This is a genomic window from Immundisolibacter sp., assembly GCF_041601295.1.
Classification (GTDB): Bacteria; Pseudomonadota; Gammaproteobacteria; order Immundisolibacterales; family Immundisolibacteraceae; genus Immundisolibacter.
This window is the reverse complement of sequence record NZ_JBFIII010000046.1, coordinates 1-23310: the sequence shown is the minus strand read 5'-3', so window position 1 is coordinate 23310 and position 23310 is coordinate 1. Positions and strand designations below refer to the sequence as shown.

Annotated in this window: 19 protein-coding genes; 11 read left to right on the top strand and 8 right to left on the bottom strand. The window is 65.7% G+C overall.

Annotation, left to right across the window (positions count from 1 at the left end):
• The 4 genes from ABZF37_RS07850 to ABZF37_RS07835 all read right to left on the bottom strand — a co-directional run.
• A partial coding sequence (locus tag ABZF37_RS07850; protein WP_372718588.1) for a hypothetical protein occupies window positions 1–811 on the bottom strand: 811 nt, incomplete at its 3' end.
• 231 nt (window positions 812–1042) lie between these two features.
• Window positions 1043–1525, bottom strand: a complete 483-nt coding sequence (locus tag ABZF37_RS07845; protein ID WP_372718586.1) for an aromatic-ring-hydroxylating dioxygenase subunit beta — start codon at window positions 1523–1525, stop codon at window positions 1043–1045.
• Between the two features lie 42 nt (window positions 1526–1567).
• Window positions 1568–2851 (bottom strand): aromatic ring-hydroxylating dioxygenase subunit alpha, encoded by a 1284-nt coding sequence (locus tag ABZF37_RS07840; RefSeq protein WP_372718584.1) that lies wholly within the window; start codon window positions 2849–2851, stop codon window positions 1568–1570.
• A 58-nt stretch (window positions 2852–2909) separates the two neighbouring features.
• Complete coding sequence (locus ABZF37_RS07835) at window positions 2910–3950, bottom strand: amidohydrolase family protein (protein ID WP_372718582.1); 1041 nt, start codon at window positions 3948–3950, stop codon at window positions 2910–2912.
• 451 nt (window positions 3951–4401) lie between these two features.
• On the opposite strand from ABZF37_RS07835, the gene purE reads away from it, so the two are divergent.
• Entirely contained in the window at window positions 4402–4911 is a 510-nt protein-coding gene (gene purE, locus ABZF37_RS07830; RefSeq protein WP_372718580.1) for a 5-(carboxyamino)imidazole ribonucleotide mutase, read from the top strand.
• Window positions 4911–6020 carry a 5-(carboxyamino)imidazole ribonucleotide synthase gene (locus ABZF37_RS07825; protein WP_372718578.1) on the top strand — a complete coding sequence of 370 codons (1110 nt, stop codon included), beginning with the start codon at window positions 4911–4913 and terminating at the stop codon, window positions 6018–6020. The genes purE and ABZF37_RS07825 overlap by 1 nt, the downstream gene beginning before the upstream one ends.
• 21 nt (window positions 6021–6041) lie before the next feature.
• Here ABZF37_RS07825 and rssA read toward each other — a convergent pair whose 3' ends face one another.
• Window positions 6042–6947 carry a patatin-like phospholipase RssA gene (gene rssA / locus ABZF37_RS07820; RefSeq protein WP_372718575.1) on the bottom strand — a complete coding sequence of 302 codons (906 nt, stop codon included), beginning with the start codon at window positions 6945–6947 and terminating at the stop codon, window positions 6042–6044.
• A gap of 161 nt (window positions 6948–7108) precedes the next feature.
• Here rssA and ABZF37_RS07815 point away from each other — a divergent pair, with 161 nt between their 5' ends.
• Window positions 7109–9766: an AMP-binding protein gene (locus tag ABZF37_RS07815; RefSeq protein WP_372718573.1), complete on the top strand. Its 2658-nt coding sequence runs from the start codon at window positions 7109–7111 to the stop codon at window positions 9764–9766.
• On the opposite strand, the gene ABZF37_RS07810 is transcribed toward ABZF37_RS07815, so the two are convergent.
• A complete protein-coding gene (locus ABZF37_RS07810; RefSeq protein WP_372718571.1) occupies window positions 9729–11000 on the bottom strand; it encodes an MFS transporter in 1272 nt (423 codons plus the stop codon). The genes ABZF37_RS07815 and ABZF37_RS07810 overlap by 38 nt on opposite strands.
• Before the next feature lie 137 nt (window positions 11001–11137).
• On the opposite strand from ABZF37_RS07810, the gene ABZF37_RS07805 reads away from it, so the two are divergent.
• From ABZF37_RS07805 to ABZF37_RS07780, 6 genes are all read left to right on the top strand, one after another.
• A complete protein-coding gene (locus ABZF37_RS07805) occupies window positions 11138–11983 on the top strand; it encodes an alpha/beta fold hydrolase (RefSeq protein ID WP_372718569.1) in 846 nt (281 codons plus the stop codon).
• A complete protein-coding gene (gene hpaH / locus ABZF37_RS07800; protein WP_372718567.1) occupies window positions 11976–12821 on the top strand; it encodes a 2-oxo-hept-4-ene-1,7-dioate hydratase in 846 nt (281 codons plus the stop codon). Before ABZF37_RS07805 ends, hpaH begins: the two co-directional genes overlap by 8 nt.
• Before the next feature lie 360 nt (window positions 12822–13181).
• Window positions 13182–14954: an N-acetylglutaminylglutamine amidotransferase gene (locus tag ABZF37_RS07795; RefSeq protein WP_372718565.1), complete on the top strand. Its 1773-nt coding sequence runs from the start codon at window positions 13182–13184 to the stop codon at window positions 14952–14954.
• A gap of 18 nt (window positions 14955–14972) precedes the next feature.
• Window positions 14973–16748: an N-acetylglutaminylglutamine synthetase gene (ngg, locus tag ABZF37_RS07790; RefSeq protein WP_372718563.1), complete on the top strand. Its 1776-nt coding sequence runs from the start codon at window positions 14973–14975 to the stop codon at window positions 16746–16748.
• Window positions 16749–16760: 12 nt separating this feature from the next.
• A complete protein-coding gene (locus ABZF37_RS07785) occupies window positions 16761–17870 on the top strand; it encodes an osmoprotectant NAGGN system M42 family peptidase (protein ID WP_372718561.1) in 1110 nt (369 codons plus the stop codon).
• A 210-nt stretch (window positions 17871–18080) separates the two neighbouring features.
• A complete protein-coding gene (locus ABZF37_RS07780; RefSeq protein ID WP_372718559.1) occupies window positions 18081–19310 on the top strand; it encodes an MFS transporter in 1230 nt (409 codons plus the stop codon).
• Between the two features lie 150 nt (window positions 19311–19460).
• Here the strand turns inward: ABZF37_RS07780 and ABZF37_RS07775 are convergent, their stop codons facing one another.
• Together ABZF37_RS07775 and ABZF37_RS07770 are read right to left on the bottom strand one after the other, a co-directional pair.
• Window positions 19461–20705, bottom strand: coding sequence for a CaiB/BaiF CoA transferase family protein (locus ABZF37_RS07775; RefSeq protein ID WP_372718557.1), 1245 nt, complete (start codon window positions 20703–20705; stop codon window positions 19461–19463).
• A 30-nt stretch (window positions 20706–20735) separates the two neighbouring features.
• Window positions 20736–21857 carry an amidohydrolase family protein gene (locus tag ABZF37_RS07770; RefSeq protein ID WP_372718555.1) on the bottom strand — a complete coding sequence of 374 codons (1122 nt, stop codon included), beginning with the start codon at window positions 21855–21857 and terminating at the stop codon, window positions 20736–20738.
• Between the two features lie 279 nt (window positions 21858–22136).
• Here ABZF37_RS07770 and ABZF37_RS07765 point away from each other — a divergent pair, with 279 nt between their 5' ends.
• Both ABZF37_RS07765 and ABZF37_RS07760 read left to right on the top strand, forming a co-directional pair.
• On the top strand, window positions 22137–22904 hold the full coding sequence (locus tag ABZF37_RS07765; protein WP_372718553.1) for an HpcH/HpaI aldolase/citrate lyase family protein: 768 nt from the start codon (window positions 22137–22139) through the stop codon (window positions 22902–22904).
• A gap of 34 nt (window positions 22905–22938) precedes the next feature.
• On the top strand, window positions 22939–23310 hold a 372-nt coding region (locus tag ABZF37_RS07760), incomplete at its 3' end, for a beta-ketoacyl synthase N-terminal-like domain-containing protein (RefSeq protein WP_372718551.1).

The window sequence follows — 23310 nt, the reverse complement described above, 5'->3', positions numbered from 1 at the left end:
TGTTGGTCAGATTGGAAAGCTCCTTCCCCTTGCCGGCCTGCAGCAGGGTCAGCACCTGGCGATCGAACGCCTCGCGAATATCGCCGTACTTGCCCGGCGCCGCGCTGACTTTCTCCAGCGCCGCGTAGGGAAAGGCGGCGCTGAAATGCGACATGCCGCCAGAGGCACAGACTGCGACCCGCAGGTTGACGTCGAAACTATCGACTGCTCGGCGCAGCGTGCGGCCGAACTCATAGCAGCGCCACGGCGACGGAGCCGGGTAGTGGATGCCCTCCACAAACACGGGAATCACCTGCAGTCTCGCCGCCGGGTCCAGCCTGCGCAGGACAGGACCGAACGCATGGGCCTTGAGCTCGCCGTTGCGCAGCTCATGCATGACGCTGACGTCAAAATCGGCGGCTGTCGCTTGCGACAAAAGCTCCTCGGCCATTCCCGCGTGGCATCGGTAGGTGGTGGCTCCGGCCTCGGGGTGGAACAGGTCCCGGCAGGAAAACTCCGCACCGTCGAAAATGGCCAGCGCCGGCAGGTTCTCCGGGCCGAACTGCTCATCCTGGTCATCGCCAACCAGCAGCAGTACGTCTACGTTGCTGGCCAACCATGCGGCCAGTCGCGTATGTCCGGCGGCGACCCGCGCAAAGCGGCGCTTGTTGTCCGGCAAGGTCTCCTGCGCTGCCAGGGGGTGCAAGGGCGGCTCGTAACCGTAGCGGTGGGCGTAGAGTTTTTGATTGCCGGCGATGCCGCGGGCCCAGATATCTGGATCGACCAGGGCAAATGCGTGCGAAGTGGCCAAGCCGCCGACGACTGTTGCCATGCCCACAGACCTCCTCGGTTGGTTACGCGCTCCGGGAGGGGTCGCCCAATCGGCGCTGGAAACGAAGCTAAGGAAGCGCTGAATAAATCCATCCTGGATTTCTCAGCGCCCGCCATCGGAAAAGCGTGGTTTTCCGATGGCTCACAAAATCAGTGGCTTGCCGCCACAGATTTTGGCAGCGCATCCTTGCGCTGCGGGAAACACTGCATAGTTCAGCGTTTCCCTAATGCCTCAGATAAGCGGCAACTGGGGCAAGGGTTGGTCGTTGGTGATCAGGTAGACTTTCTTTTTGCAGATTTTCCAGTCGTCCTCGACACGCCGCAACCGGTATTCGCTGGTGATCGGGTGTTGTGCCATCTCGCGTCGGGGCACAACTACGGTCAGCAGAACACTCGCGCTTACCGCCAGTTCGTCGCCCGCGAACTCCCCGACCATGACGTTGGTGATGAAGTACTTGGTCCTCGGCGGCGGCATCTGGGTGGGGTTGCGGGGATGGGTCATGCGAATGGCCCGCGCGCGCAATGCCGTGCGGTCCTCGAAGGAAATCATCGCCTGTTCGTTGCGGTTGCCGTTGTCGACACGGTTGGGTATCCAGTACTCGATATCGTCGGTCAAAAGGCCCAACCAGTCCTCGAACCTCGCCTGTTCCAGTAACGCGGCCTCGCCATACAGGAACTGCTCGATTTCCTGTTGCAGGGCCAGATCCTTAGTCATGCCGCATCTCCTCCAGCCAGTCTTGTGTTCGGTCGGGTCACGCTACGCCGGTCGATCGGTCATCAGACGTAGCCATTCCTTGTATTGCTCCCGGAGTGCCCCCTCGCTGGCGCCATACCACTCCAGTTCGCCGTCCGCGTTAATGTGTTCGTCCTCGCCGGTGAGGGCCATCAATACCCAGTCGATACCGCCGGTGTGCAGTCCCTCCTGAACCCAGCGGAAGGCCTGCATGTCGTCGACCTGTATCTCGCCCACGGCGGATACGTGGTGGGACGAATTGTGGATCAGCAGGCTGTTGACCGCGTCCGATGCGCCCTTGAGCCTGCACGGGTAGGTACTGACTTCCGTAAAGTCGACACGCACCGGCTTGATTACCCGGTAGTGGTTCATCCGGCTGTGCAGGAGCAAATTGGGGTAGATGACCATGTGCAGGTCAAGCTCGGCAATTTCCTTGGCTCGCGCATCACCGTGGATCCGCGCCATCTGTTGCAGGTAGTCGGGTTTGTAGGCATTCATCCAGATTCCGCCGCGGCTGCCGCAGAAATCGGCCATCATGTGGCCGTGCGGTATGGCCCGCTCGTAATATTTGGCGACTGCGGTCTTCATGGTGAAGGCGGAATCGCCGAATTTTTCCTTCATGATCTGCATGCCGACCTGCAAGGCGCTGCCATGGAGGACTGCCGGATGGTAATTGTCGGCATAGTTCTCCATCTGCAATTTCCAATTGCCTTCATAGTGATACTTAACCGGTTTGACGGCCTCGATCTGCCCCTCTGGAGCGCGATCCACCATCAGGTCCAGATAGTGAGCCGCACGGCCCAGGTAGTCCGGCAAGGGCATTACGTCCGGATTCCTGCTGGCGAAGATGAACCCACGGTGGCTTTCCACGCGGGGTATGGGCGTGAGGTGGAATTCGGAGTCCTTGAAGTCCGGGAAGCGCTCGCGCAACGGCACCCCGTCCAGCGCGCCCTGGGTGTTGAAACTCCAGCCGTGGTACATGCACTGGAAATTGTCGGCGTTACCAAAGTCGATATGGCACAAGCGAGAACCACGATGGGTACACACATTGTGGAAAAGTCGCACCTGCCGGTCGGTGCCGCGCACCATGATGAATGACAACGGGCCGATACGGTCGGTCTTGAAATCGCCCGGCTCCGGAAGCTCACTTTCGTGGCCGACGAATACCCAGCTGCGGCTATAGATGCGCTCCATCTCGGCCTCGAACACCAACGGATCGATATAGACATTGCGGTGTACCCGATCCGGCTTGATCAGAGCGCTGTAATCCAGGTGCGAGCGGGCGGGCAATTCGGTGGCTTTGTTCATGACATTCCCCTTGCGTCGAATGTGTGTGATCGATGTGGGCTCTGTTTTGGGCGCTGAATCAGTCGATCTTGTACAGGCGTTTTGCGTTTTCACCCAGAATTCGCTTCTTGGTCTGCGTGCTCAGGTCGTCGCGTGCCTGAAAATCCCGAAAATTCTCGATCACCTTGCCCGGTGCGATGTGCGGATAATCCGAGGCGTACAGCAGCTGTCCGTCGCCCAGCTGCTGTGCGGCGACCGGTAACAGGCGCTCGCCCAACTCGGCGTGAAAGTAAATGCGCCCGCCGGTGACGTGATCGATAGGGCGGCATTTCAGTTCGGGAACTTCGTAGGCCCACTGGTCGTAGGCTTCTTCCATACGTTCGAGAGTGAACAGGATCCAGGCGATGCCTGCCTCCATGAACGACACCCGTAACGTCGGGAAGCGATCGAAGGTGCCGCTGAACATCATGTGAGTCATCTGAATCATCTGACTGGTCGGGTGGCCCAGACAGCGCGCCATGATGGCCTTGTCCATCATGTCCAGCCGGCGGCCCGGGCCGCCGGCGTGGACCGCGATCATCATGTCCAGTTCCTGGGCTGTCTCGTAGATTGGCCAGTAAGCGGCGTCCCCCAGGGGCTTGGCCACGCCCGCCGAAATGAAGAATCCCACCATGCCAGGCATGGTGTCGGCGACCCGCCGCATTTCGGCAACGGCTGCCTGCGGATCGATGGTGGGGATCAGCGCCATGCCCTTGATGCGGGTGCTCGAATTCAGATATTTGTGGTTCAGCCAGGCGTTGTAGGCACGGCAAACGGCAATGGCCCAGTCCTTCTGTCGCACCTGGCCGATGGCCATGCCGAACGTTGGATACAGCACCGTACCGTCCAGCTGCATCGCGTCGAGCATCGCCAACCATTGTTGCTGCGCGCCTTCCTCGGCCCGCTCGGTGTTGGAGCCTTCGGCATAACCGCCCACCGCCGCCAGTATCGTGCGGTTCCAATCGTCCATCGCGGGGAAGAACTCGGTACGTCGTAGCGGCTCCATGCCCGCAAACGGCGGGTCGAGAAATTCGTAGATCTCGCCGTAGTTCTCGAAGATATGGCCGTCGGCGTCGTACATGAGACCTCGCCCTCGTCGGTAGCCGCGGCACAGACTGCAACCGCGACCTGCTGTTTATACCTGTCAAATGCCGCCAGGAAACCGATTTTGACCCCCTGCCGTGAGGAATGCGGTCATTCCGGGCTGCGTCGACGTGTTCGACAGCCAGATTAATACACCGCTGGTCCGGGGGGGCGCGCTGACGCCGTGCGACGGACCACCCGGCACCCGCCAGACCATGCCGCACAAACGCCCTGTCTGAGCTTGTTCATGGATACCCTCGGCGGGTAGCCACCGGCCTGTCGCAGGGAAGAACGGTATGCTCTGATCGTTCTTGTCCGGATCCCTGCGCTGCATGCGACGAAGCCTGGCTGGCGCTGGGCGGCGAGTTGGCGCCGGCCGGCCGATTCCGGGCTTTCGTGGTGTACCATCCGGCGCTTTTTTCCGGCGGCCTGTCCGCTCCGGAGGATGCATGAAGCAACCAGCAGACGACCACAGGGCGCCGCAGGTCGGCGTGATCATGGGTTCGCGCAGTGACTGGGACACCTTGCGCCACGCCAGCGATACGCTGACCGGGCTCGGGATCGCTCACGAGTGCAAGGTGGTGTCGGCCCACCGCACGCCGGATTTACTGTTCGAGTACGCCAGTGCCGCGGTTGGGCGCGGGCTCAAGGTGATCATCGCCGGCGCCGGTGGCGCGGCGCATTTGCCGGGCATGACGGCAGCCAAGACACGCTTGCCGGTGCTGGGTGTGCCGGTGCAGTCGAGGGCGCTGCAGGGCGTGGATTCGCTGTTGTCGATCGTGCAGATGCCGCGTGGCGTACCGGTCGGCACGTTGGCCATCGGCGAGGCCGGCGCGGTTAATGCCGGCTTGCTGGCGGCGGCCATTCTGGCGCTGGGCAATGCCGATCTTGCGGCGCGGCTGGACGAGTACCGCGCCAAGCAGACGGCCACAGTGCTGGCGGAGCGTCTGGAATCCTGATGCTGTTGCCGGGTTCGACGATTGGTGTGCTGGGCGGCGGCCAGCTCGGCCGCATGCTGGCCATGGAAGCGCGCCGCATGGGCTACGGCGTGCATGCCCTGGATCCGGATCCTGACTGCTGCGCGGCGCCGTTCGCGGAAATCATCACGGCGCCCCTGGACGACGTGGAGGCGGCCCGCTACCTCGCTGCGCATTGCGATGTGCTGACCATAGAGACCGAACACGTGCCGGCGGCGGTGCTGGCGCAGATCGAAACCCTGCGCCCGGTGTATCCGAACTCGGCTGCGCTCGCTACGGTGCAGGATCGCTTACGCCAGCGCGAATTCCTGAACCGACACCAGTTGCCGCAGACCGCTTACGCGGCGGTGGACGACCTGGCCTCGTTAAACCAGGCGCTGAGCGGTATTGGCCGGCCAGCGGTGCTCAAGACCCGCACCAGCGGCTACGACGGCAAGGGTCAGGTGCGCATCGGTGCCGGGGACGATGCAGCAGCGGCGTGGGCCGCCATCGCTGAAGCACCCGCGGTGCTCGAGGCCTGGGTGCAGTACGACAAGGAAATCTCGGTGATCCTGGCGCGCGGCCACGATGGCGACATGCGCTGCTACCCGCTGGCGCAGAACGAGCACCGGCAACACATTTTGCACGTCACGCGGGCCCCGGCGCGGGTAGCCCCGGCGGTAGCCCAGCGCGCGCAGGCCCTCGCCGTGGCCGTGGCCGAGGGGCTCGGTCACGTGGGCGTGATGGCGGTGGAGATGTTCGTGCTGGAAAGTGGCGAGTTACTGATCAACGAAGTGGCGCCGCGCACCCACAACTCCGGGCATTACACCTTTGGCGGCTGCGTGACTTCGCAGTTCGAGCAGCACCTGCGGGCCATCTGCGGCCTGCCGCTGGGCGACGCCGAGCCGCTGCGCCCGGCCCTGATGCTGAACCTGCTGGGCGATCTGTGGGCCAACGGCGCACCGCCGCTGGCGCGAATCCTGACTCACCCCGGTGCCCGGCTACACCTGTACGGCAAACAGCCGCGAGCCGGTCGCAAGCTCGGCCACGTGCTGTTGCTGGATGAGGATCTGGATGCCGCGCAGGCCTGGGTCGACGCTATCGTCGGCTGAGAGGCAGACCAAGCCAGTCGATCACAGATCGCTGAGCAAATCCCGCAGCGCTGGCAGCAGTGCCTGCATGGCCGCCTCGCCGGCCGCGATCGATTCCCCGGCACGGTTGAATTCCATCATCGCGATGTGTTGCAGGCGCGGTTGCAGCAGCAGGTCCGGTGGGTCGCCGGCCAGGCGGGCGCGCGTGATCTGGTCCTGCATGATGTTGACGGCGCCAAGAAGTACGTCGAAATAGCCTGGCTGCTGCCGGTCCTGGCGCAGCAGCTGGGCCAGCAGGTTGCTGGCGCCGTCACGCAGCAGGTTGGCCAGGCCGCGGGAGTCGTTGCTGCCGTTGTCGGCCTTGACCGGTACCGAACGCAGACGGTGGCGGCCGGCGATGCCGCCGTTGAGATTGACCGCCAGCACCACCTCCGCGCCCAGTGCCCGGCACAGGGACACCGGCACCGGGTTGACCAGGCCGCCATCGACCAGCCACTGGCTATCCAGGTTCAGTGGCGCCAGCAGGCCCGGCATGGCGATGGAGGCACGGATGGCGCGCGCCAGGTCGCCATCCTGCAGCCACACCTCGCGGCCGGAGCCAAGCTCGGTCGCCACCGCGCCATAGCGGATGGGCAGGGTCTGGATGTCGGCATGGCCGATCAGATCAGCCAGGGTTTTGGTGGCGCGCTCGCCCGCGATCAGGCCACCACCTGACGGGCGCAGATCCAGCTGGCCAATGACGTTGTGCCAGGACAGCTTGCGCGCCCAGGCCTCCAGCTCGGCCAGTTTGCCGGCGGCGAAGGCGGCCCCAATCACGGCGCCGATGGAGCTGCCGCAGACCGCGGACACTTCGATGCCGGCGCCGGTCAGGGCCTTGAGCACGCCGATGTGCGCCCAGCCGCGAGCGGCGCCACTGCCGAGTGCCAGGCCGATGCGTGCTGCGCTCACGGTTTGGTCTCCGGGATGAAGGGGTGTCGCGGCGGCGAGATACTGGCGCCAGCCGTGTCCGCCCTTTTCGGGCAGGTGATCATTGCCCGTCGTAGAGGTCGCGCCGGGCATGCGTGTAGGCTTGCTATGGTAAGCGGCGGCACGCAGAACAGGGGGTTGCGTTGGCTTTGAAGATTGCGCCGGCTGCCGATCTGGTCAGCCTGATCCAGCACTTGGATGATTTTGGCGACGCGCCTGCGCTGCGCTGGTTCGCGGCCACGGGCGAGCAGGCGCTGAGCTATGCGCAGCTGGCACAGCGCGTGGAGCATGCCGCGGCGGCCCTGCAGGAGACTGGCCTGCGGGCCGGCGAGCGGGTGCTGTTGCTGGCGGAAAGCGGACTTCCCTGGGCGCTGGCGGCGCTGGCGGTGCTGCGCGCCGGCGGCGTCTTGCTGCCGCTTGACGTACACAGCACGGACGAGGTGCTGCATCACGTGCTCGACGATGCCCGGGTGCGATGCGCAATTACCGACGTCGACACCGCGCCGCGCCTGCACGGTAGCGGGCTACCCGTTCTGCTGGCGCCTGATCTTGCGGCGGCGAAAGGGGTGACACGGACGCGAACGGTGGCGGTCGACCCGGCCAGCACGGCGGTGATGTTCTATACCTCCGGTACTACTGGTGCGCCCAAGGGCGTGCCGCTCAGCCACGCCAATCTGCTGTATCAGCTGCGCACGGTGGCCGGGCTGGATCTGGCGCGGATCGGCGACCGGGTGTTGCTGCCGCTGCCGATGCACCATGTGTATCCCTTGGTCATTGGCCTGTTGCTGCCGCTGTGCGCCGGCCTGGTTCTGCTGCTGCCCGGGGCGACCGGTGGGGCGCAGATCATGCACGCGCTACGCGAGGGACAAGCCAGCGTGCTGATCGGGGTGCCGCGCCTGTACCGGGCGCTGCTCGAAGGCATCGATGCCCGAATCGCCGGCTTGTCGCCGCCGCGCCGCCGCCTGCTGGGTGGTTTGCGTAGTCTGGCCCGGTTGGCGGCGCCGCGACTGGGCGCGGGTTTTGCCCGCCGTGTATTGACGCCTCTGCACCGGCAGCTCGCGCCGCAGCTGCGTCTGCTGGCGTGTGGCGGCGCGGCGCTGGAGGCAGAGCTTGACGACGCTCTGAGTGCCCTGGGCTGGCAGGTGGCGGTCGGCTATGGTCTGACCGAAACCTCGCCGCTGCTGACACTGCGTCTGCACGATGACGGTGGGTCAGGCACGGCCGGCCGGCCGGTGCCGGGCACCGAGCTTCGCCTGGGAGCGCGGCCACCGGGTGAGGATCAGGCGCAGGCCGGCGCCGGCGAAATAGAAGTGCGCGGCGGTGGCGTGTTCGCTGGCTATTTCGATCTGCCGCAAGCTAATGAGGACGCATTTACCCCGGATGGCTGGTTTCGCACCGGCGACCTGGGCCGTCTGGATAGCGACGGGTGCCTCGAAGTACTCGGCCGCGCCTCGACCCTGATCGTGACCGAGAGCGGCAAGAACATTCAGCCGGAGGAGGTGGAAGCGGTTTATCAGGCGCACCCGCTGATTGTCGAGGCGGCGGTGCTGCAAATTGACCGTCGTCTGGTAGCGCTTCTGGTCGCGCAGCCAGGTGTCGCCGCGGCAGCGGACGATGCCGGGACGGATTTGCGCCAGGCGCTGTCCGAGCAATCGCAGAGTTTGCCCAGCTATCAACGGGTGGTGGAGTTCGCCGTCACCGAACGCCCGCTGGAGCGCACGGCGCTGGGCAAGCTGCGCCGGCATCTGCTGGGCGAGCGTTATCGTGAGGCGCGCGCCGTCCAGCAGCGGCCAGGTGCCGGAGCGCGCCTGAGCGCCGCGGATGAGGCGCAGCTGGGCGATCCGCGGGCGCGGGCGGTGTGGGACTTCCTGCGCGAACGCTATGCCGACCGCCCGCTGACGCCGGACAGCCACGTGCAGCTTGACCTGGGGCTCGACTCGCTCGGTTGGCTGAACTTCGGCATGGACATCGCGTCCCGAAGCGGCGTGCAGCTGTCCGAGGAAGCCATCTCCCGCATAGCGACCGTGCGGGACTTGTTGCGCGAAGTCAGCGTTGCTGACTCGGCGTTGCCGCAGACCTTGCTCCAGCATCCGGAATCGGCGCTCGACCCCGCCCAGCGGCGCTGGTTGGTCGCGCCACCAGCCTGGACCTTGCCACTGCGCTGGCTGCTGCTGGGTTTTAACATGCTGTTGATGCGGGGTGTGTTCCGGCTGCGTGTGCTGGGCGCACAGAATTTGCCGGCGCGCGGGGCCTACCTGCTGGCGCCGAATCACAGCAGCTATCTCGACGCGCCAGCACTGGGGGCGGCACTGGGCCGACGCAGCTTGCAGCGGCTGTGCTGGGCCGGTTGGGCCGGGATCATGCTGGCCAGCCCGCCGATGCGGGCGGTGTCGCGCCTGGCGCGGGTGTTGCCAATGGATTCCGAGCGGCGGGCGCTGTCCAGCCTGGCCTTCGGCCTGGCGGCACTGAGGGCCGGTAATGCGCTGGTCTGGTTTCCGGAAGGCGCCCGTTCCAGAAGCGGTGCGCTTGAGCCGTTCCTGCCCGGCATCGGCCTGCTGCTGGAACATACCGACGTGCCGGTGTTGCCGGTGTACATAGAAGGCGCTTACCGGGCCTGGCCGATGGCCCGGCGCTGGCCACGCGCCAGGCAGATCACGGTACACATTGGCGCGCCGTTACTGGCAGCCGGGCTGCTGGCGGGGCCCGGCCCAGGCCAGCCGCACGAGCGCGCGGCGCGCGCCTTGCATCAGGCGGTGGCCGAACTCATTCACGCGCGCCGGGCCGATCCGCCGGCAAGGTGAGCAACAGGCCCAGACCGACCAGCCATAGCACCAGAATTACTGCCATGCCGATGCGTTGACTGCCGCTGCCAAAGGTCACCCAGCCGACCAGCATCGGTCCCAGAAACGCAGTGGCCTTACCCGACAACGAGAACAGGCCAAATACCTGCGCGCGTTGTTCGGGCGGCGCGACGCGCGCCAGTAAGGTACGACTGGCGGCCTGCGCGGGTCCGACGAAGATACCCAGGGCCAGTCCGGCGATCCAGAATCCCGTGCTGGACTGGGCCAGCAGGGTGCCGGCACCGGCCAGCAGCAATCCCACCAGGGCCAGCGCGATGGTGTTGCGGCTGCCCAGGCGATCATCGAGCGGGGCAAACACCACGGCACCCAGGCCGGCGGTGATGTTCAGGCCGATGCCAAACGCCAGTACCTGGGATTCGTCCATGGCAAAACTGCCGGCAGCGTAGACCCCGCCGAAGGCAAACAGCGTGGCCAGACCGTCGCTGTAGAGCATGCGGGCGATCAGAAAACGCAGCAGCGGACTGCGCCAGGTCAGGCCGCGCAAGGTGTGCCACAAGCTGCCAAGGCTCTTGCCCAGTTCGAGCCGGCGCCGCAGCTGTGGGCCAGGGAGGCGCGCCGTGAGCAGCGGCAGGGAAAACACCGCGAACCACACCGCCGCGAGCACGAAGGTGGCCCTCACGTGGCTGGCATCGCCGCGCGGCAACGGCCACCAGGCATCTTCGCTGACCAGCCCGAACAGGGCCAGCAACAAACAGCCCAGCCCGCCGGCATAGCCCAGACCCCAGCCCCAGCCCGACCAGCGCCCCAGCCGCTCGACCGGCGCCAACCGCGGCAGCAGCGAGTTGTAGAACACGCTTGCCAGTTCCATGCCGAGCGCCGCCGTGCCGACCAGCACCAGGGCTGTTATCAGGTAGGGCGAGTGCGGCGTAATCCACCACAGCGCGGCCGTCGGCAGCACGCACAGCGCGGTAGTGCCGATCAGCCAGGCGCGGATTCCACCGCCCTGGTCGGCAATGGCGCCAAGGATCGGCGACAACACCGCCACCAGCAGGCCGGACAAACCGATGGCCGTGCCCCACAGGGCGCTGCCGGTGATGGGATCAGGCGCCACCTGACGCGTGAAATACGCCGCGAAGATGAAGGTCTGGATGACGGTCGGAAAGGCACTGTTGGCGAAGTCGTACAGCGCCCAGCGGCGCAGCAGCCCCGGCGTCCCGGTGTCGGATTCGGTCATGCGCGGGTTCGGGCTGGGACGTGCAAGCGCCGTGGCACTGACGGCCGCCGACACGCGGCTACAATTGCCGCAGGTTGCCGGTGCGCCGAGGCGTGCCGATCAACGCCAGATTGCCGTTTCATCATCGGGAGTTACCTGTGAGCACATCCATAGTCGAGAAAACAATCCAGTCCGGCGCGCTGGCCAGTCATGTGCTGCTGGCGGGCGATCCCAAGGCACCACCGGCGATCCTGCTGCACGGCGCGGGTCCGGGTGCAACGGCGGCATCGAACTGGACCCGATGCATGCCGGACCTGGCCAAACACTACTACGTGATTGCGCCGGACCTGACCGGCTTTGGACAGACTGAACTGCCGGCCGAGCTGCCGCGGCACATTCTGGGCTGGATTGGCGCCCGCGTGGAACAGTTGCTGGGCCTGATGGACACCATGGGCCTGGAGCGTGCCCACGTGGTCGGCAACTCCATGGGTGGTGCCCTGACCCTGCACATGCTGGTGCAGGCGCGGGAGCGTTTCGACAAGGTGCTGCTGATGGGTGCCATCGGCGCGCCGCACCACTGGACCTACGAAATGCATCGCCTGCTGGCTTTCTACGACGATCCGCGCATCGCCCGCTACCGCGAGATGATGCACAGCTTCGTGCATGATCCGGCCGCCGTGCCGGAGCTGGAGAACATCGTCCAGACGCGTTTTGCCACCGCCACCGACCCCAAGATACGCGCGGTGCAGGAGAACATGTTCGCCGCCATGCGCGACGGCATGGACCAGCTGATCGTGCCGCAGATCGCGCTGTCGCGGCTGCCGCACGAGGTGTGCATCGTGCATGGCCGTCAGGACCGCATCGTGCCGCTGGAAACCAGCCTGTACTTCCTGCAGCATCTGAAAAACGCCGAGCTGCACGTGCTCGATCGCTGCGGTCACTGGGCACAGACCCAGCGCTGGGACGCCATGTACCCGTTGATCGTGAAGCACTTCGGTGGCTAGGCGCCGCGCCGCGTCGGCACTGACCCCCACCGCGATCGAGACCATCGTCGCCGAGCTGGAGCAGGCGGAGCGCACGCGCACGCCCCGGCGACAACTGCTGCGGGATTTTCCGCAGCTGACCATCGACGACAGCTACGCCATCCAGGTGGCGTGGATGGCGCACAAGATCGCTATTGGGCGGAGCATACGCGGCCGCAAGATTGGCCTGACCTCGCGTGCCATGCAGCAGGCCTTCGGCATCAGCGAGCCGGACTACGGCACGCTGCTGGATGACATGTTCTTTGCCGACGGCGAGGTCATTCCGGGTGATCGCTTCATCGTGCCGATGGTGGAGGTGGAACTGGCCTTCGTGCTCGGCCGGCCGCTGGCCGGTGGGGCGGTGTCGGTGACCGAAGTGCTCGACGCGACCGAGTACGTGCAGCCGGCAATCGAGATCATCGACGCCCGGACTCAGCGCGTGGATGCCGAAACCGGCCAGCGGCGGGGCGTGCTCGACACCATCGCCGACAACGCCGCCAGTGCCGGCGTGGTGCTGGCCGGCCGGCCGGTGCGCCCGCTCGACATCGATTTGCGTTGGGCCGGCGCGGTGCTGTACCGCAATGGCGTAGTCGAGGAGACCGGTCTGGCGGCCGGCGTGCTGGGCCATCCGGCGGCCGGTATTGCCTGGCTGGCGCGGCGCTTCGCCCGGCACGGCGTGGGGCTGGAAGCGGGGCAGGTGATTCTGGCCGGTTCGTTCACGCGTGCCGTGCCGGTGGCGCCAGGTGACGTGTTCCACGCCGACTACGGACGCCTGGGCAGTTTCGGCTTTTCCTTTTCGGCACAGGGCGAGGCGGCGTAGGCCAGGCCGGGACGGTGCCAGGTGGTGGCCGGGCTTTGTGCTCCAGGTTTCAGCGGTATTTGGGCGATAAGTTTGATTTTTCCCTGATCCGGGCAGCGGATTCATGGGGGATGATCCTCGAACACCCCAGGGCGGCGAGTTGCCATTGCTGGCGTAATTCCATACGCTTGCTGCTTCCCGGAAGTGGAAGCTTGCAGAATTGTTTTTGATTCTTTCTGGTCTTTATGGTCTTGATCTTTAGTCTTGCGGCTCGGGTCGCGCCCGGCATTTCAAGCACAAGCTACAGGATGATGACCAGACGCTGCTGCCAGGATTTCTGGCCCATCCTTCTGGTAGTGGGAATCCGAACCAGGAGAGGGCATGTGCGGCATCGCGGGTGAGATTCGTTTTGATGGCCTCAGGGCTGACCTGGCGGGCGTTGACCGGATGGCTGAGGTGCTGGCGCCGCGAGGCCCGGACGGACAGGGAAGTGTCGGCTACGGGCCGGTCGCCTTTGGTCACCGACGCCTGAAGATTATTGACATCAGCGCGCGGGCCCAGCAGCCGATGCTGGACAACGAGCTCGGGCTGCTGCTGGTGTTCAATGGCGCCATTTACAACTATCCCGAGTTGCGCGGCCAGCTACAGGAGCTTGGCTATCGGTTCTTTTCGTCCGGTGATACCGAGGTCATTCTCAAGGCGTACCACGCCTGGGGCGCGGATTGCGTAAAGCGCCTGCAGGGCATGTTCGCGTTCGCGATCTGGGAACGCGATAGCGGCGTGGTGTTTCTGGCGCGCGACCGGCTCGGCATCAAGCCGCTGTATTACAGCGAGCAGTCGAGCCTGTTCCGTTTTGCATCAACGTTGCCGGCCCTGCTGGCTGCCGGCGGTGTGGATACCGCCATCGATCCGGTGGCCTTGCACCATTACATGTCGTTTCACGCCGTGGTGCCGGCGCCACACACCATGCTGCAGGGCGTGCGCAAGTTGCCGCCGGCCACCACGCTGCGCATCGAGCCGGATGGGCGCATGCAGTCCAGTTGCTACTGGCGGCCGGTGTTCGAGCGCAGCGCCGCGGATGAGGGGCTGGCGATGGAGGCGTGGCGGGATCAGGTGTTCGACACGCTGAGCCTGGCGGTGCGTCGGCGCCTGGTGGCGGACGTGCCGGTCGGTGTGCTGCTGTCCGGCGGCCTGGACTCGAGCCTGATCGTCGGTTTGCTGGCCGAGGCCGGGCAGCAGGGGCTGCATACGTTCTCGATCGGCTTCGAGTCGGTGGGCGAGGAGAAAGGGGACGAGTTCGAGTACTCGGACCTCATCGCCCGCCATTACGGCACCCGGCACGAGCGCATTTTCATCGGTGCCGACCGCCTGTTGCCGGCCCTGCCAAACTGTGTTGCCGCCATGTCCGAGCCAATGGTCAGCCACGATGCGGTGGGCTTTTATCTACTCTCGCAGCAGGTATCGCAGCACGTGAAGGTGGTGCAAAGCGGGCAGGGTGCGGACGAGGTGTTTGGCGGCTATCACTGGTACCCGCCGTTGCTGGGCAGCCACAGCCCGCTGGATGATTACGCACGGCATTTCTTCGACCGCGGGCATGACGAGTACGCGCGCTGCGTGGAGCCGCACCTGGTGACCGAGGACTACAGCCGGGCCTTCGTCGCCGCGCATTTTGCTCAGCCGGGCGCGCAGACCGGTATCGACAAGGCGCTGCGCCTGGACACGACCGTGATGCTGGTGGACGATCCGGTCAAGCGTGTCGACAACATGACCATGGCCTGGGGCCTGGAGGCGCGGGTGCCGTTCCTCGACCACGAGCTGGTGGAGCTGGCGGCGCGGATTCCGGCTGAACACAAGATTCGCGACGGCGGCAAGTACGTGCTCAAGGAAGCGGCGCGCCGGCTGATACCGGCCGCTGTCATCGACCGGCCGAAGGGCTATTTCCCGGTGCCGGCGCTGAAGTTCATCCGCGGCGCTTACCTGGACTTCGTGCGCGATGTCCTGCTGCAGCCGCGGGCCCGCCAGCGGGGCCTGTTCAGGACCGGGTATGTGGATACCCTGCTGGCTGAGCCAGAGTCACACATCACGCCACTGCGGGGCTCGAAACTGTGGCAGATCACCCTGCTGGAGCTGTGGTTTCAGCAGCATGGCCTGTGAACCGGAACGGTGGTATCGGTGAGCAACCCGGATAAGCGCATCAAGCATCGCCTGGAGCGCGGTAACGCGCCGAGCCTGCGCAACTGGGACCCGGAGCTGGGTGACGCGCGCCAGCAGGCGCAGGCAACCCGCCAGAATGTCGCCATCGACTGTGGCTGGGGGCGGGTGATCTTCGGGCAGACGTTTCGCGATCCGATGGATGTTGCCCGGCTGCTCGACGACGAGGCGCCGGACCAGCGCGATATCGCCATCTACCTGCGCGAGCCGCACGTGGTGACCGCCAGTGCGCCCAGCAGCGTCTTTCTCGATCCGTCCCACACGTATAGGCTGCGCCTGCACGACTACCGGCCTGCCGCGCGCAAGGTGGCCGGGTTGATCGTGCGGCGCCTGAACAGTCGCGCCGATGCCCAGGCCGTGCATGATCTGTACTGCAAGCGCAGCATGCTGCCGCCGGACCCGGAATTCGTGTGGCTGCAACGCAAGTCGGCGACTTTGTGCTACCTGATTGCCGAGGAGGAGGCCAGCGGCAAGGTGGTCGGCGTGGTCATGGGGGTCGACCATGTGGAGGCGTTTGGCGATCCGGAAGACGGTGCCTCGCTGTGGGCGCTGGCGGTCGATCCGCAGGCCCTGCTACCCGGCATCGGTGAGGCGCTGACGCGCCAACTGGCGGAATTCTTCCAGGTGCGGGGGCGGGCTTTCATGGACCTGTCGGTGATTCACGACAACAACCAGGCGATCGGCCTGTACGACAAACTGGGCTTCCAGCGCGTCCCGGTGTTCTGCCTGAAGCACAAGAATCCCTACAACGAGCCGCTTTTTGTCGGCCCGCAGCCGGGCGCCTACGAGCAGCTGAACGTGTACGCCCGGATCATTGTTGACGAGGCGAGCCGGCGCGGCATTGCCGTCGATGTCATCGATGCGCCGGGCGGGTACTTTCAGCTTACCTACGGCGGGCGCAGCGTGGTGTGCCGCGAGTCGCTGAGCGAGCTGACCAGCGCCGTCGCCATGAGCTGCTGCGACGACAAGCTCGTCACCAACCGCTTTTTGCTGCGCGCGGGGCTGCGCGTGCCGCAGCAGCGGATGGCCGGTTCGTCGCGGGAGAACCGGTTGTTTCTGGAACAGCACCCGCGGCTGGTGGTCAAGCCGGCACGCGGTGAGCAGGGGCGGGGCATCACTGTCGATGTGCGCGACCTGACGGCGCTGAACCGTGCCATCCGCGTCGCCAAACGCCATTGCGACACGGTGCTGCTGGAGGAGCTGGTGCCCGGCGAGGACCTGCGTATCGTGGTGATCGATTTCGAGGTGGTGGCGGCGGCCATGCGCCGCCCGCCGCATGTCCTGGGGACCGGCTACACCCCGATCCGGGAGCTGATCGAGAAACAAAGCCGGCGTCGTCAGGCCGCCAGCGCCGGCGAGAGTCGCATCCCGATGGACGATGAAACAGCGCGTTGCGTGCGCCTGGCCGGTTATGTGCTGGACGACGTGCTGCCCAGCGGGGTCAGCCTGCAGGTACGCAAAACCGCCAACCTGCACACCGGCGGTACGCTGCATGACGTGACCGACGTGTTGCATCCCCAGCTGGTCGACGCGGCTGAGCAGGCCGCCCGGGCGCTGAATATTCCGGTCGTCGGGATGGATTTTCTGGTCACGGCACCGGACCAGCCCGGGCATGTGATCATCGAGGCCAACGAGCGCCCTGGGCTTGCCAACCACGAGCCGCAGCCGACCGCGCAGCGCTTTATCGATCTGCTGTTTCCCATAACCCGGCGGGCGCAGGCCGCGCCGGCCAGCTGACGGCGACCAGGCATGGACGTATTACCCATTGATCAGCGCTATGTGCTGGAAACCCTGCTGAAGTTGCTGCACACCCCCAGCCCGTCCGGATACACCGACCGGGTGGTGCATCTGGTGTGCGAGGAGCTCAAGAGCCTGGGTGTGCCGTTCGAGCTGACTCGCCTGGGCGCCATCCGGGCCACCTTGAAGGGTGTAGCGCCAGCACCGGCTCGGGCTGTGGTGAGCCATCTGGATACCCTGGGTGCGCAGGTCAAGGCGCTGAAGCCGAACGGCCGCATGGAGGTCGTGGCCGTCGGTCACTGGAATGCACGGTTCGCCGAAGGGGCGCGGGTCACGCTGTTCACCGATCACGGTTCCTACCGCGGCAGTCTGCTGCCGCTGAAGGCTTCCGGGCACACATTCGGTCCCGAAGTGGACGCTCAGCCGTCCGAGTGGAGCAACATCGAGCTGCGCCTGGACGAGTCGGTGACCGGGATCGCCGACCTGATGAAGCTGGGCATCTACGTCGGGGATTTCATCGCCATAGACCCCAACCCGGAACTGTCGGAAAACGGCTTCATCAACTCCCGCCATCTTGACGACAAGGCCGGTGTGGCGGTGGCCCTGGGCACGCTCAAGGCGCTGCTGGATGCCAATGCGAAGCTGCCCAGCGATGTCTATTTCCTGTTCACCATTCTCGAAGAGGTCGGCGTTGGTGCATCCGCCGTGCTGCCGCAAGAAGTTGCCGAGATGGTCGCCATCGACAACGGCACCACCGCACCGGGGCAAAACTCGGCCGAGCATGGCGCCACCATCGCCATGGCGGATTCCTCCGGACCGTTCGACTACCACCTGACCCGGCGCCTGCTGCTGTTGTGCAGGGAATTTGAAATTCCCCATCAACGCGACGTTTTCCGCTTTTACCGCTCCGATATTGCCGCGGCCTTGCAGGCGGGTCACGACCTGCGCACGGCATTGGTGTGCTTCGGTATCGACGGCTCGCATGGCTGGGAGCGAATCCATTGGAATGCCCTGGAGTCGCTGATTTCCTTGCTGTGCGTGTACCTGCAAAGTGGCGCGTTGTTCCAGCGTGATCGGGACGTCATCGGCTCGCAGCAAGGATTTCCGACCCAGCCGCAGTAAGACAGGAGTAAGCCGGTATTGCTGCGCAGGCCACGCCTGCGTAATGGGCTAAACCGACCTTCGGCCGCCCTGGTTGCCGCCGCGGCGCCCAAGGCGGAGGGTCGATTGGCGGCGGCGTTTCATGCCCGGGGGCCACGGGCGGTGTGCTTCGAGCTTTGATTTTTCGAGCGGCCGCGGCCCCAGCGTGCCGCGCAGCCAACCGGACTTGCCTTGTCAACGAATAATGCTCCGGCGCAGGACGCCGGTTCGCCGCCGTTGCTGGCCATCGTCTGCCTGTCGCTTGCCGCCGGGGTCAGCGCGATGGCAATGCGCATCAACGATGCCTTGTTGCCACAGCTGGCGCAGATCTTCGGGGTGCCGCTGGCCACCACCGCGCAGGTGGTGAGTCTGTACGCCCTGTCCTACGGCGCGACGCAGGTGCTGTGGGGGCCGGTCGGCGATCGCTTTGGCAAGTACCGGGTTGTGGCCTGGGCGGTGCTGGCCTGTGCGCTGGCCTCCCTGGCGTGTGCGTTTGCCGGCGACTTCGAGCAGCTGCGCGCGGCGCGCGTGCTGGCCGGCATGCTGGCGGCGGCGATCATCCCGCTGTCGATTGCCTGGATCGGTGATGTGGTGCCTTACGAACGTCGTCAGCCGGTGCTGGCGCGTTTTCTGATCGGGCAAATCAGCGGGCTTACCGCGGGCGTGTGGCTGGGTGGCGTGGCCGCCGATCATCTGGGCTGGCGAATACCGTATGTCGTGCTGGCCGGGCTGTACGGCATCGTGGGCGTGCAGCTTTTTGTCGGGCTGCGGCGCCTGCCATTGAACTCCAGCGGGCGATCCGGCAGCGCCGTGGCAACCTCGCTCGCACGCACGCTGGGCGAGTTTCGCGAGGTGCTCGGCGGGCGCTGGGCGCAGATTCTGCTGCTGATCGTGTTCCTGGAAGGCACTTTCCTGTTCGGGCCACTGGCCTTCATGGCCGCGCATCTGCATCAGCGGCTTGGCGTGTCGCTGACTGTCGCCGGTTCGCTGCTGATGGTGTTCGGCGCCGGGGGGCTGGTGTACGCGCTGGGCGCGCGGCGGCTGGTGGCGGAGCTCGGTGAGGTGGGCTTGGCCCGGTCGGGCGCCATTTTTCTGTGTCTGGGCCTGGGTGCCATTGCCGTCGCGCCGTCGTGGATCTTCGGCGTGATCGGCAGCCTGCTGGCTGGACTCGGCTTCTACATGCTGCACAACACCCTGCAGGTGAATGCCACGCAAATGGCGCCCCGGGCACGGGGTGCGGCGGTATCGATTTTCGCGGCGAGCTTTTTCCTGGGCCAATCGGTCGGCGTGACGATGATTGGCTGGTTGTCCGCGGGCGTCGGCAGCGGGGTGGCGATCGGTCTTGCCGGTGGCGCGCTGTTGGTAATCGGACTCGGCCTTGGCCAGGTGCTCGCCCGGCGCAGGCGGCAGGGGCACGGCTGAAGGCGTCGCCTGGCGCCATGTCGGGTAGGGTACGGAGCGGCCCTGGAGGCGGAGCAGGGGATTCTCGCCGGCCCGCCCACGCCGCGTCCGCCGACGAGATCATGCGACGTATGCCAGGTCGGCTGCGGGCCGTTCGGCCGCCTGACAGCTTCAGATAATCTTTTTGCTCTTCAAGTCCGCAATGCGGGCCTCATCCATGCCCAGCTCGCCACGGTACACAGCGTCGTTATGCTGGCCCATATCTGGCGCTGGCCCCCGGACCCAGGCCGGGGTTTTCGAGAACTTGGGCACCACGCCATAGGTGCGCAGCTTGCCGTAGCGGGGATGGTCGATTTCGACCACGCTTTCGTGCTCCAGAAACTGCGGGTACTGCGCGACCTCGTCGTGATCCAGGACTGGCCCGACACTGACGCCTTCGGCCTGCAGCAGGCGCACCACGTGGTCACGGTCGTGCTTCGCCACCCAGTCCGCGGTGACCTGGTCGACGAAGTGGCGGTTCTGGGCCCGGCTGCGCATGCCGTTGCAGCGTTCGTCGTTGGCAAGTTCGTCCCGCCCGATGACCTTGCACACCCGCGGCCACAGCGAGTCCAGGATGGCGAACAGGTACACGTAGCCGCCATCGCGGCAGCGATAGCAGTTCATGGGCGCGCCCATGTCGATGCTATTGCCCATGCGCGGCCAGCGTCTGTCGGCGTTGTGAGCGGCCATGATGCGCTGGTCGCTGGCGTAGATGGCGGTGTCCGCCAGCGCCACGTCGATGTACTGGCCCTCGCCGGTTTTGTGGCGATGCAGCAGAGCCGCCATGGCACCTATCGCGCCCTGCCAGCCGGTGAGGTGATCGACCAGATTGGCCGTGGAAATCAGCGGATCGCCACCCTCTACGCCGTTCATGGACATCATGCCCGACACCGCCTGGGCCACTGTGTCCACGCCACGCATGCTGCTGAGTGGCCCCCATTGCCCGAAGCCGCTAATCGACACGTACACGATCGCCGGATTGACCTCGCGCACAGCGGCGTAACCCAGGCCAAGCTGGTCCATGGAGCCGGGGGTGAAGTTCTCGACCAGCACGTCGGCGTCACGTGCCAGGTCCCGAAAAATCGCCTGCCCTTCCGGCCTGCGGATATCCAGCGTTACCGCCCGCTTGCCGCGGTTCACCGACATATGCCAGCAGGCCGCATTGGGGTCACGGCCGGCGTCGAGGAACGGGTCCATCCAGCGCGTCATGTCGCCCAGGCCGGGCAGTTCGCAGCGCAGTACATCGGCGCCCAGATCGCAGAACACCGTGCCCACCACCGGCCCGGCCACGGCCTGGGTGACTTCCAGCACCCGGTAGCCGGCCAAGGGCCCACCGCTGTCCGGACGTGCTTCTTTGTAAAAGTCTTCCCTGGTCATGTATCTATGTCCTCTATACGACAGCTCTCCTCACGGCAGGGGCAAGCGGAACACCGCCCTGACGTTGTCGCGCAGGATTTTGCGGCTCTCCTGGAGCGTCAGGTCCAGCGTGTGTTTGGCCAGGATTTCCTGCGACCAGGGCCAGGTGGAGTCCGAATGCGGGTAGTCGTTGGCCCACAGCAGGTGATCCACGTTCAGCAGGTCCTTGACCTTGAAGGCGCTCCAGTCGTCCTGGAAGGTGACCCAGATGTTGTCCCGGATGTACTGGCTGGGCATTTTCGAGAAGCCCTCGATGTTGCCACCGGGGTTGTGAAAGCTCACCGCGTGGTCAATGCGGTACGAGAAGTGCGGCAGCCAGCCGGCGTCGCCCTCGGCGCAGATCATGCGCAGCTTCGGATGGCGTTCAAACACGCCGCCGAGCACGAACAGGCCGATCATGTCCTGCACCGTGCGCATGATCTTCAGGAATGCCGTCAGCGGGTGGCCGCGGCGGTTGTCGAGCGCGGCGGCAATCTCACCGCCGCGCGCGGTCAGGATGTGGAAGCAGATCGGCAGGTCCAGGTCCACCGCGCACTGCCACAGGGCGTCGTACTCGGGCTGGTCGTAATCGCCCTGCTGGGGGTTGCCCGGCATCATCATGCCAACGAAGCCCATGGCCTTGGCCCGCTCGAAGTCCCCGATGGCGGCGTCGACCGACGTGACGGCTGTCTGCGCCAGGCCGAACAAGCGCCCCGGCGCCGCGCCGCAAAAGGTCTGCAGCCAGCGGTTGTAGGCCTGAAAGCAGGCGTCCATGTAGGCGTAGTCCGGATGGCTGCACAGCACCATGCCCAGTGAGGCATAGATGATCTCGGCGTCCAGGCTGTCTCGCTCCTGCGCTTCGACCCGTGCTGTCGGATCCCAGCCGCCAGCCGGCAACTGATCGAAGGTGGCCTTGGCGATGAAATCCTGCTTCTCGAAATCCTTCAGCCCTGCGCTGGCCAGCAGCCCGACCGTGGTGGTGCGGGTCAGATCACGCACCCAGTAAGTGTCGTAGCCATCCGCGTGGCGCACCACGCGCGGCGCAACGTCGCGATATTTGGGTTCGATGAAGTCGACGTAACAGTTGGGCGGCTCGACGATGTGAGAATCCGCGGAAATGCACCGGAAATCCATGGCCGCTCCTCCTGTCTGTGTATTTATAGGACTGGCCGGGGCAGTGTAGCGCCGCTTTTGATCGTGCGAGACGGCGCAGTCGGGAGCCCGTGGCCCGGTTCGACCTACACGAGAATCGACCGCGCGCCGCGCCGCAACCGGACAAGACGTGGCTCACCGCGCTGCGCTTAAGGCGCCCTACGCGCGGTGCCTCGGGTACTGCACCCGGTCAGGATGCGCCAGAATGTCGGCCAGGAGGCCAGCCTCGATCGTAACCACTACCCTCGCGAAGGACACGCCATGAAGCTGCCCGAAAACACCTTCAAACAGGCGCTTGTCGAACGGCGTCGGCAGCTCGGTGCATTCCTGGCACTGGGTGATGCGCAAGCCGCGGAGCTGATGGCCAGCTCCGGTTTCGACTGGTTGCTGGTCGACTGCGAGCATGGGCTGAACGACTTGCCCTCGGTGCTGGCGCAGCTGCAGGCGGTGGCTGGCTATCCGGTGCAGGCGGTGCTGCGCCCGAGCGACCATGACACGGCGCGTATCAAGCAGTACCTGGATCTTGGGGTCCAAAACATTCTGGCGCCGATGGTGGATGGTGCCGCCCAGGCGCGGGCACTGGTGGCTGCCATGAGGTATCCACCACGCGGCATCCGTGGCGTTGGTGCCGGCATGGCGCGCGCGGCCCGCTGGGGCAACGTGGCGAACTACTACACGCAGGGCGAAAGCGAGCTATGCCTGACCGTGCAGATAGAGACGCTGGCCGGTCTCGAAAACCTCGACGCCATTGCCGCCGTGGATGGCGTGGATGGCGTGTTTCTGGGGCCGGCGGATCTGGCCGCGGCATTGGGGCACCTGGGAGAGCCCATGCATGCCGATGTTCGAGCGGCCATCGCGCGGGCCCTGCCGAGTATCCGTGCCGCCGGCAAGGCGGCCGGTGTGTACTGCGCCGACCCGGATATCGCGACCGCTTACGCTGCGCTGGGTGCGAGCTTTTTCCTGATCGCCGCCGATGCCATTTTGCTGCGCACGGCTGCGGCGGCGGCGCTGGGGCGGTTTGAGCGGTAGAGCGCGTGTCGGGTTTTTAAACGAGGTTTTGATCATGCTTGATGCTTACATCTATGGCGGGTTGCGCTCGCCCTTTGGCCGTCACGGCGGCGCGCTGGCGCCGCTGCGACCGGACGATCTGGCCGCGCAGGTCACGCGGGCGGTGTTGGCGGGATTCCCGCTGGCCGGTGTGCCGGTCGAGGACGTGTTGCTCGGTTGCACCTGCCAGGCCGGCGAGGACGCCCGAAACGTGGCCCGCCATGTGGCCCTGCTGTCGGGTCTGGGAGAAACCGTACCGGGGCAGACCATCAATCGGTTGTGCTCGTCCGGGCTGGCGGCGGTGCTGGATGCGGCGCGCGCCATCACCTGCGGCGAGGGCGAGCTGTACCTGGCCGGCGGCGTGGAGAGCATGAGTCGGGCGCCGTTC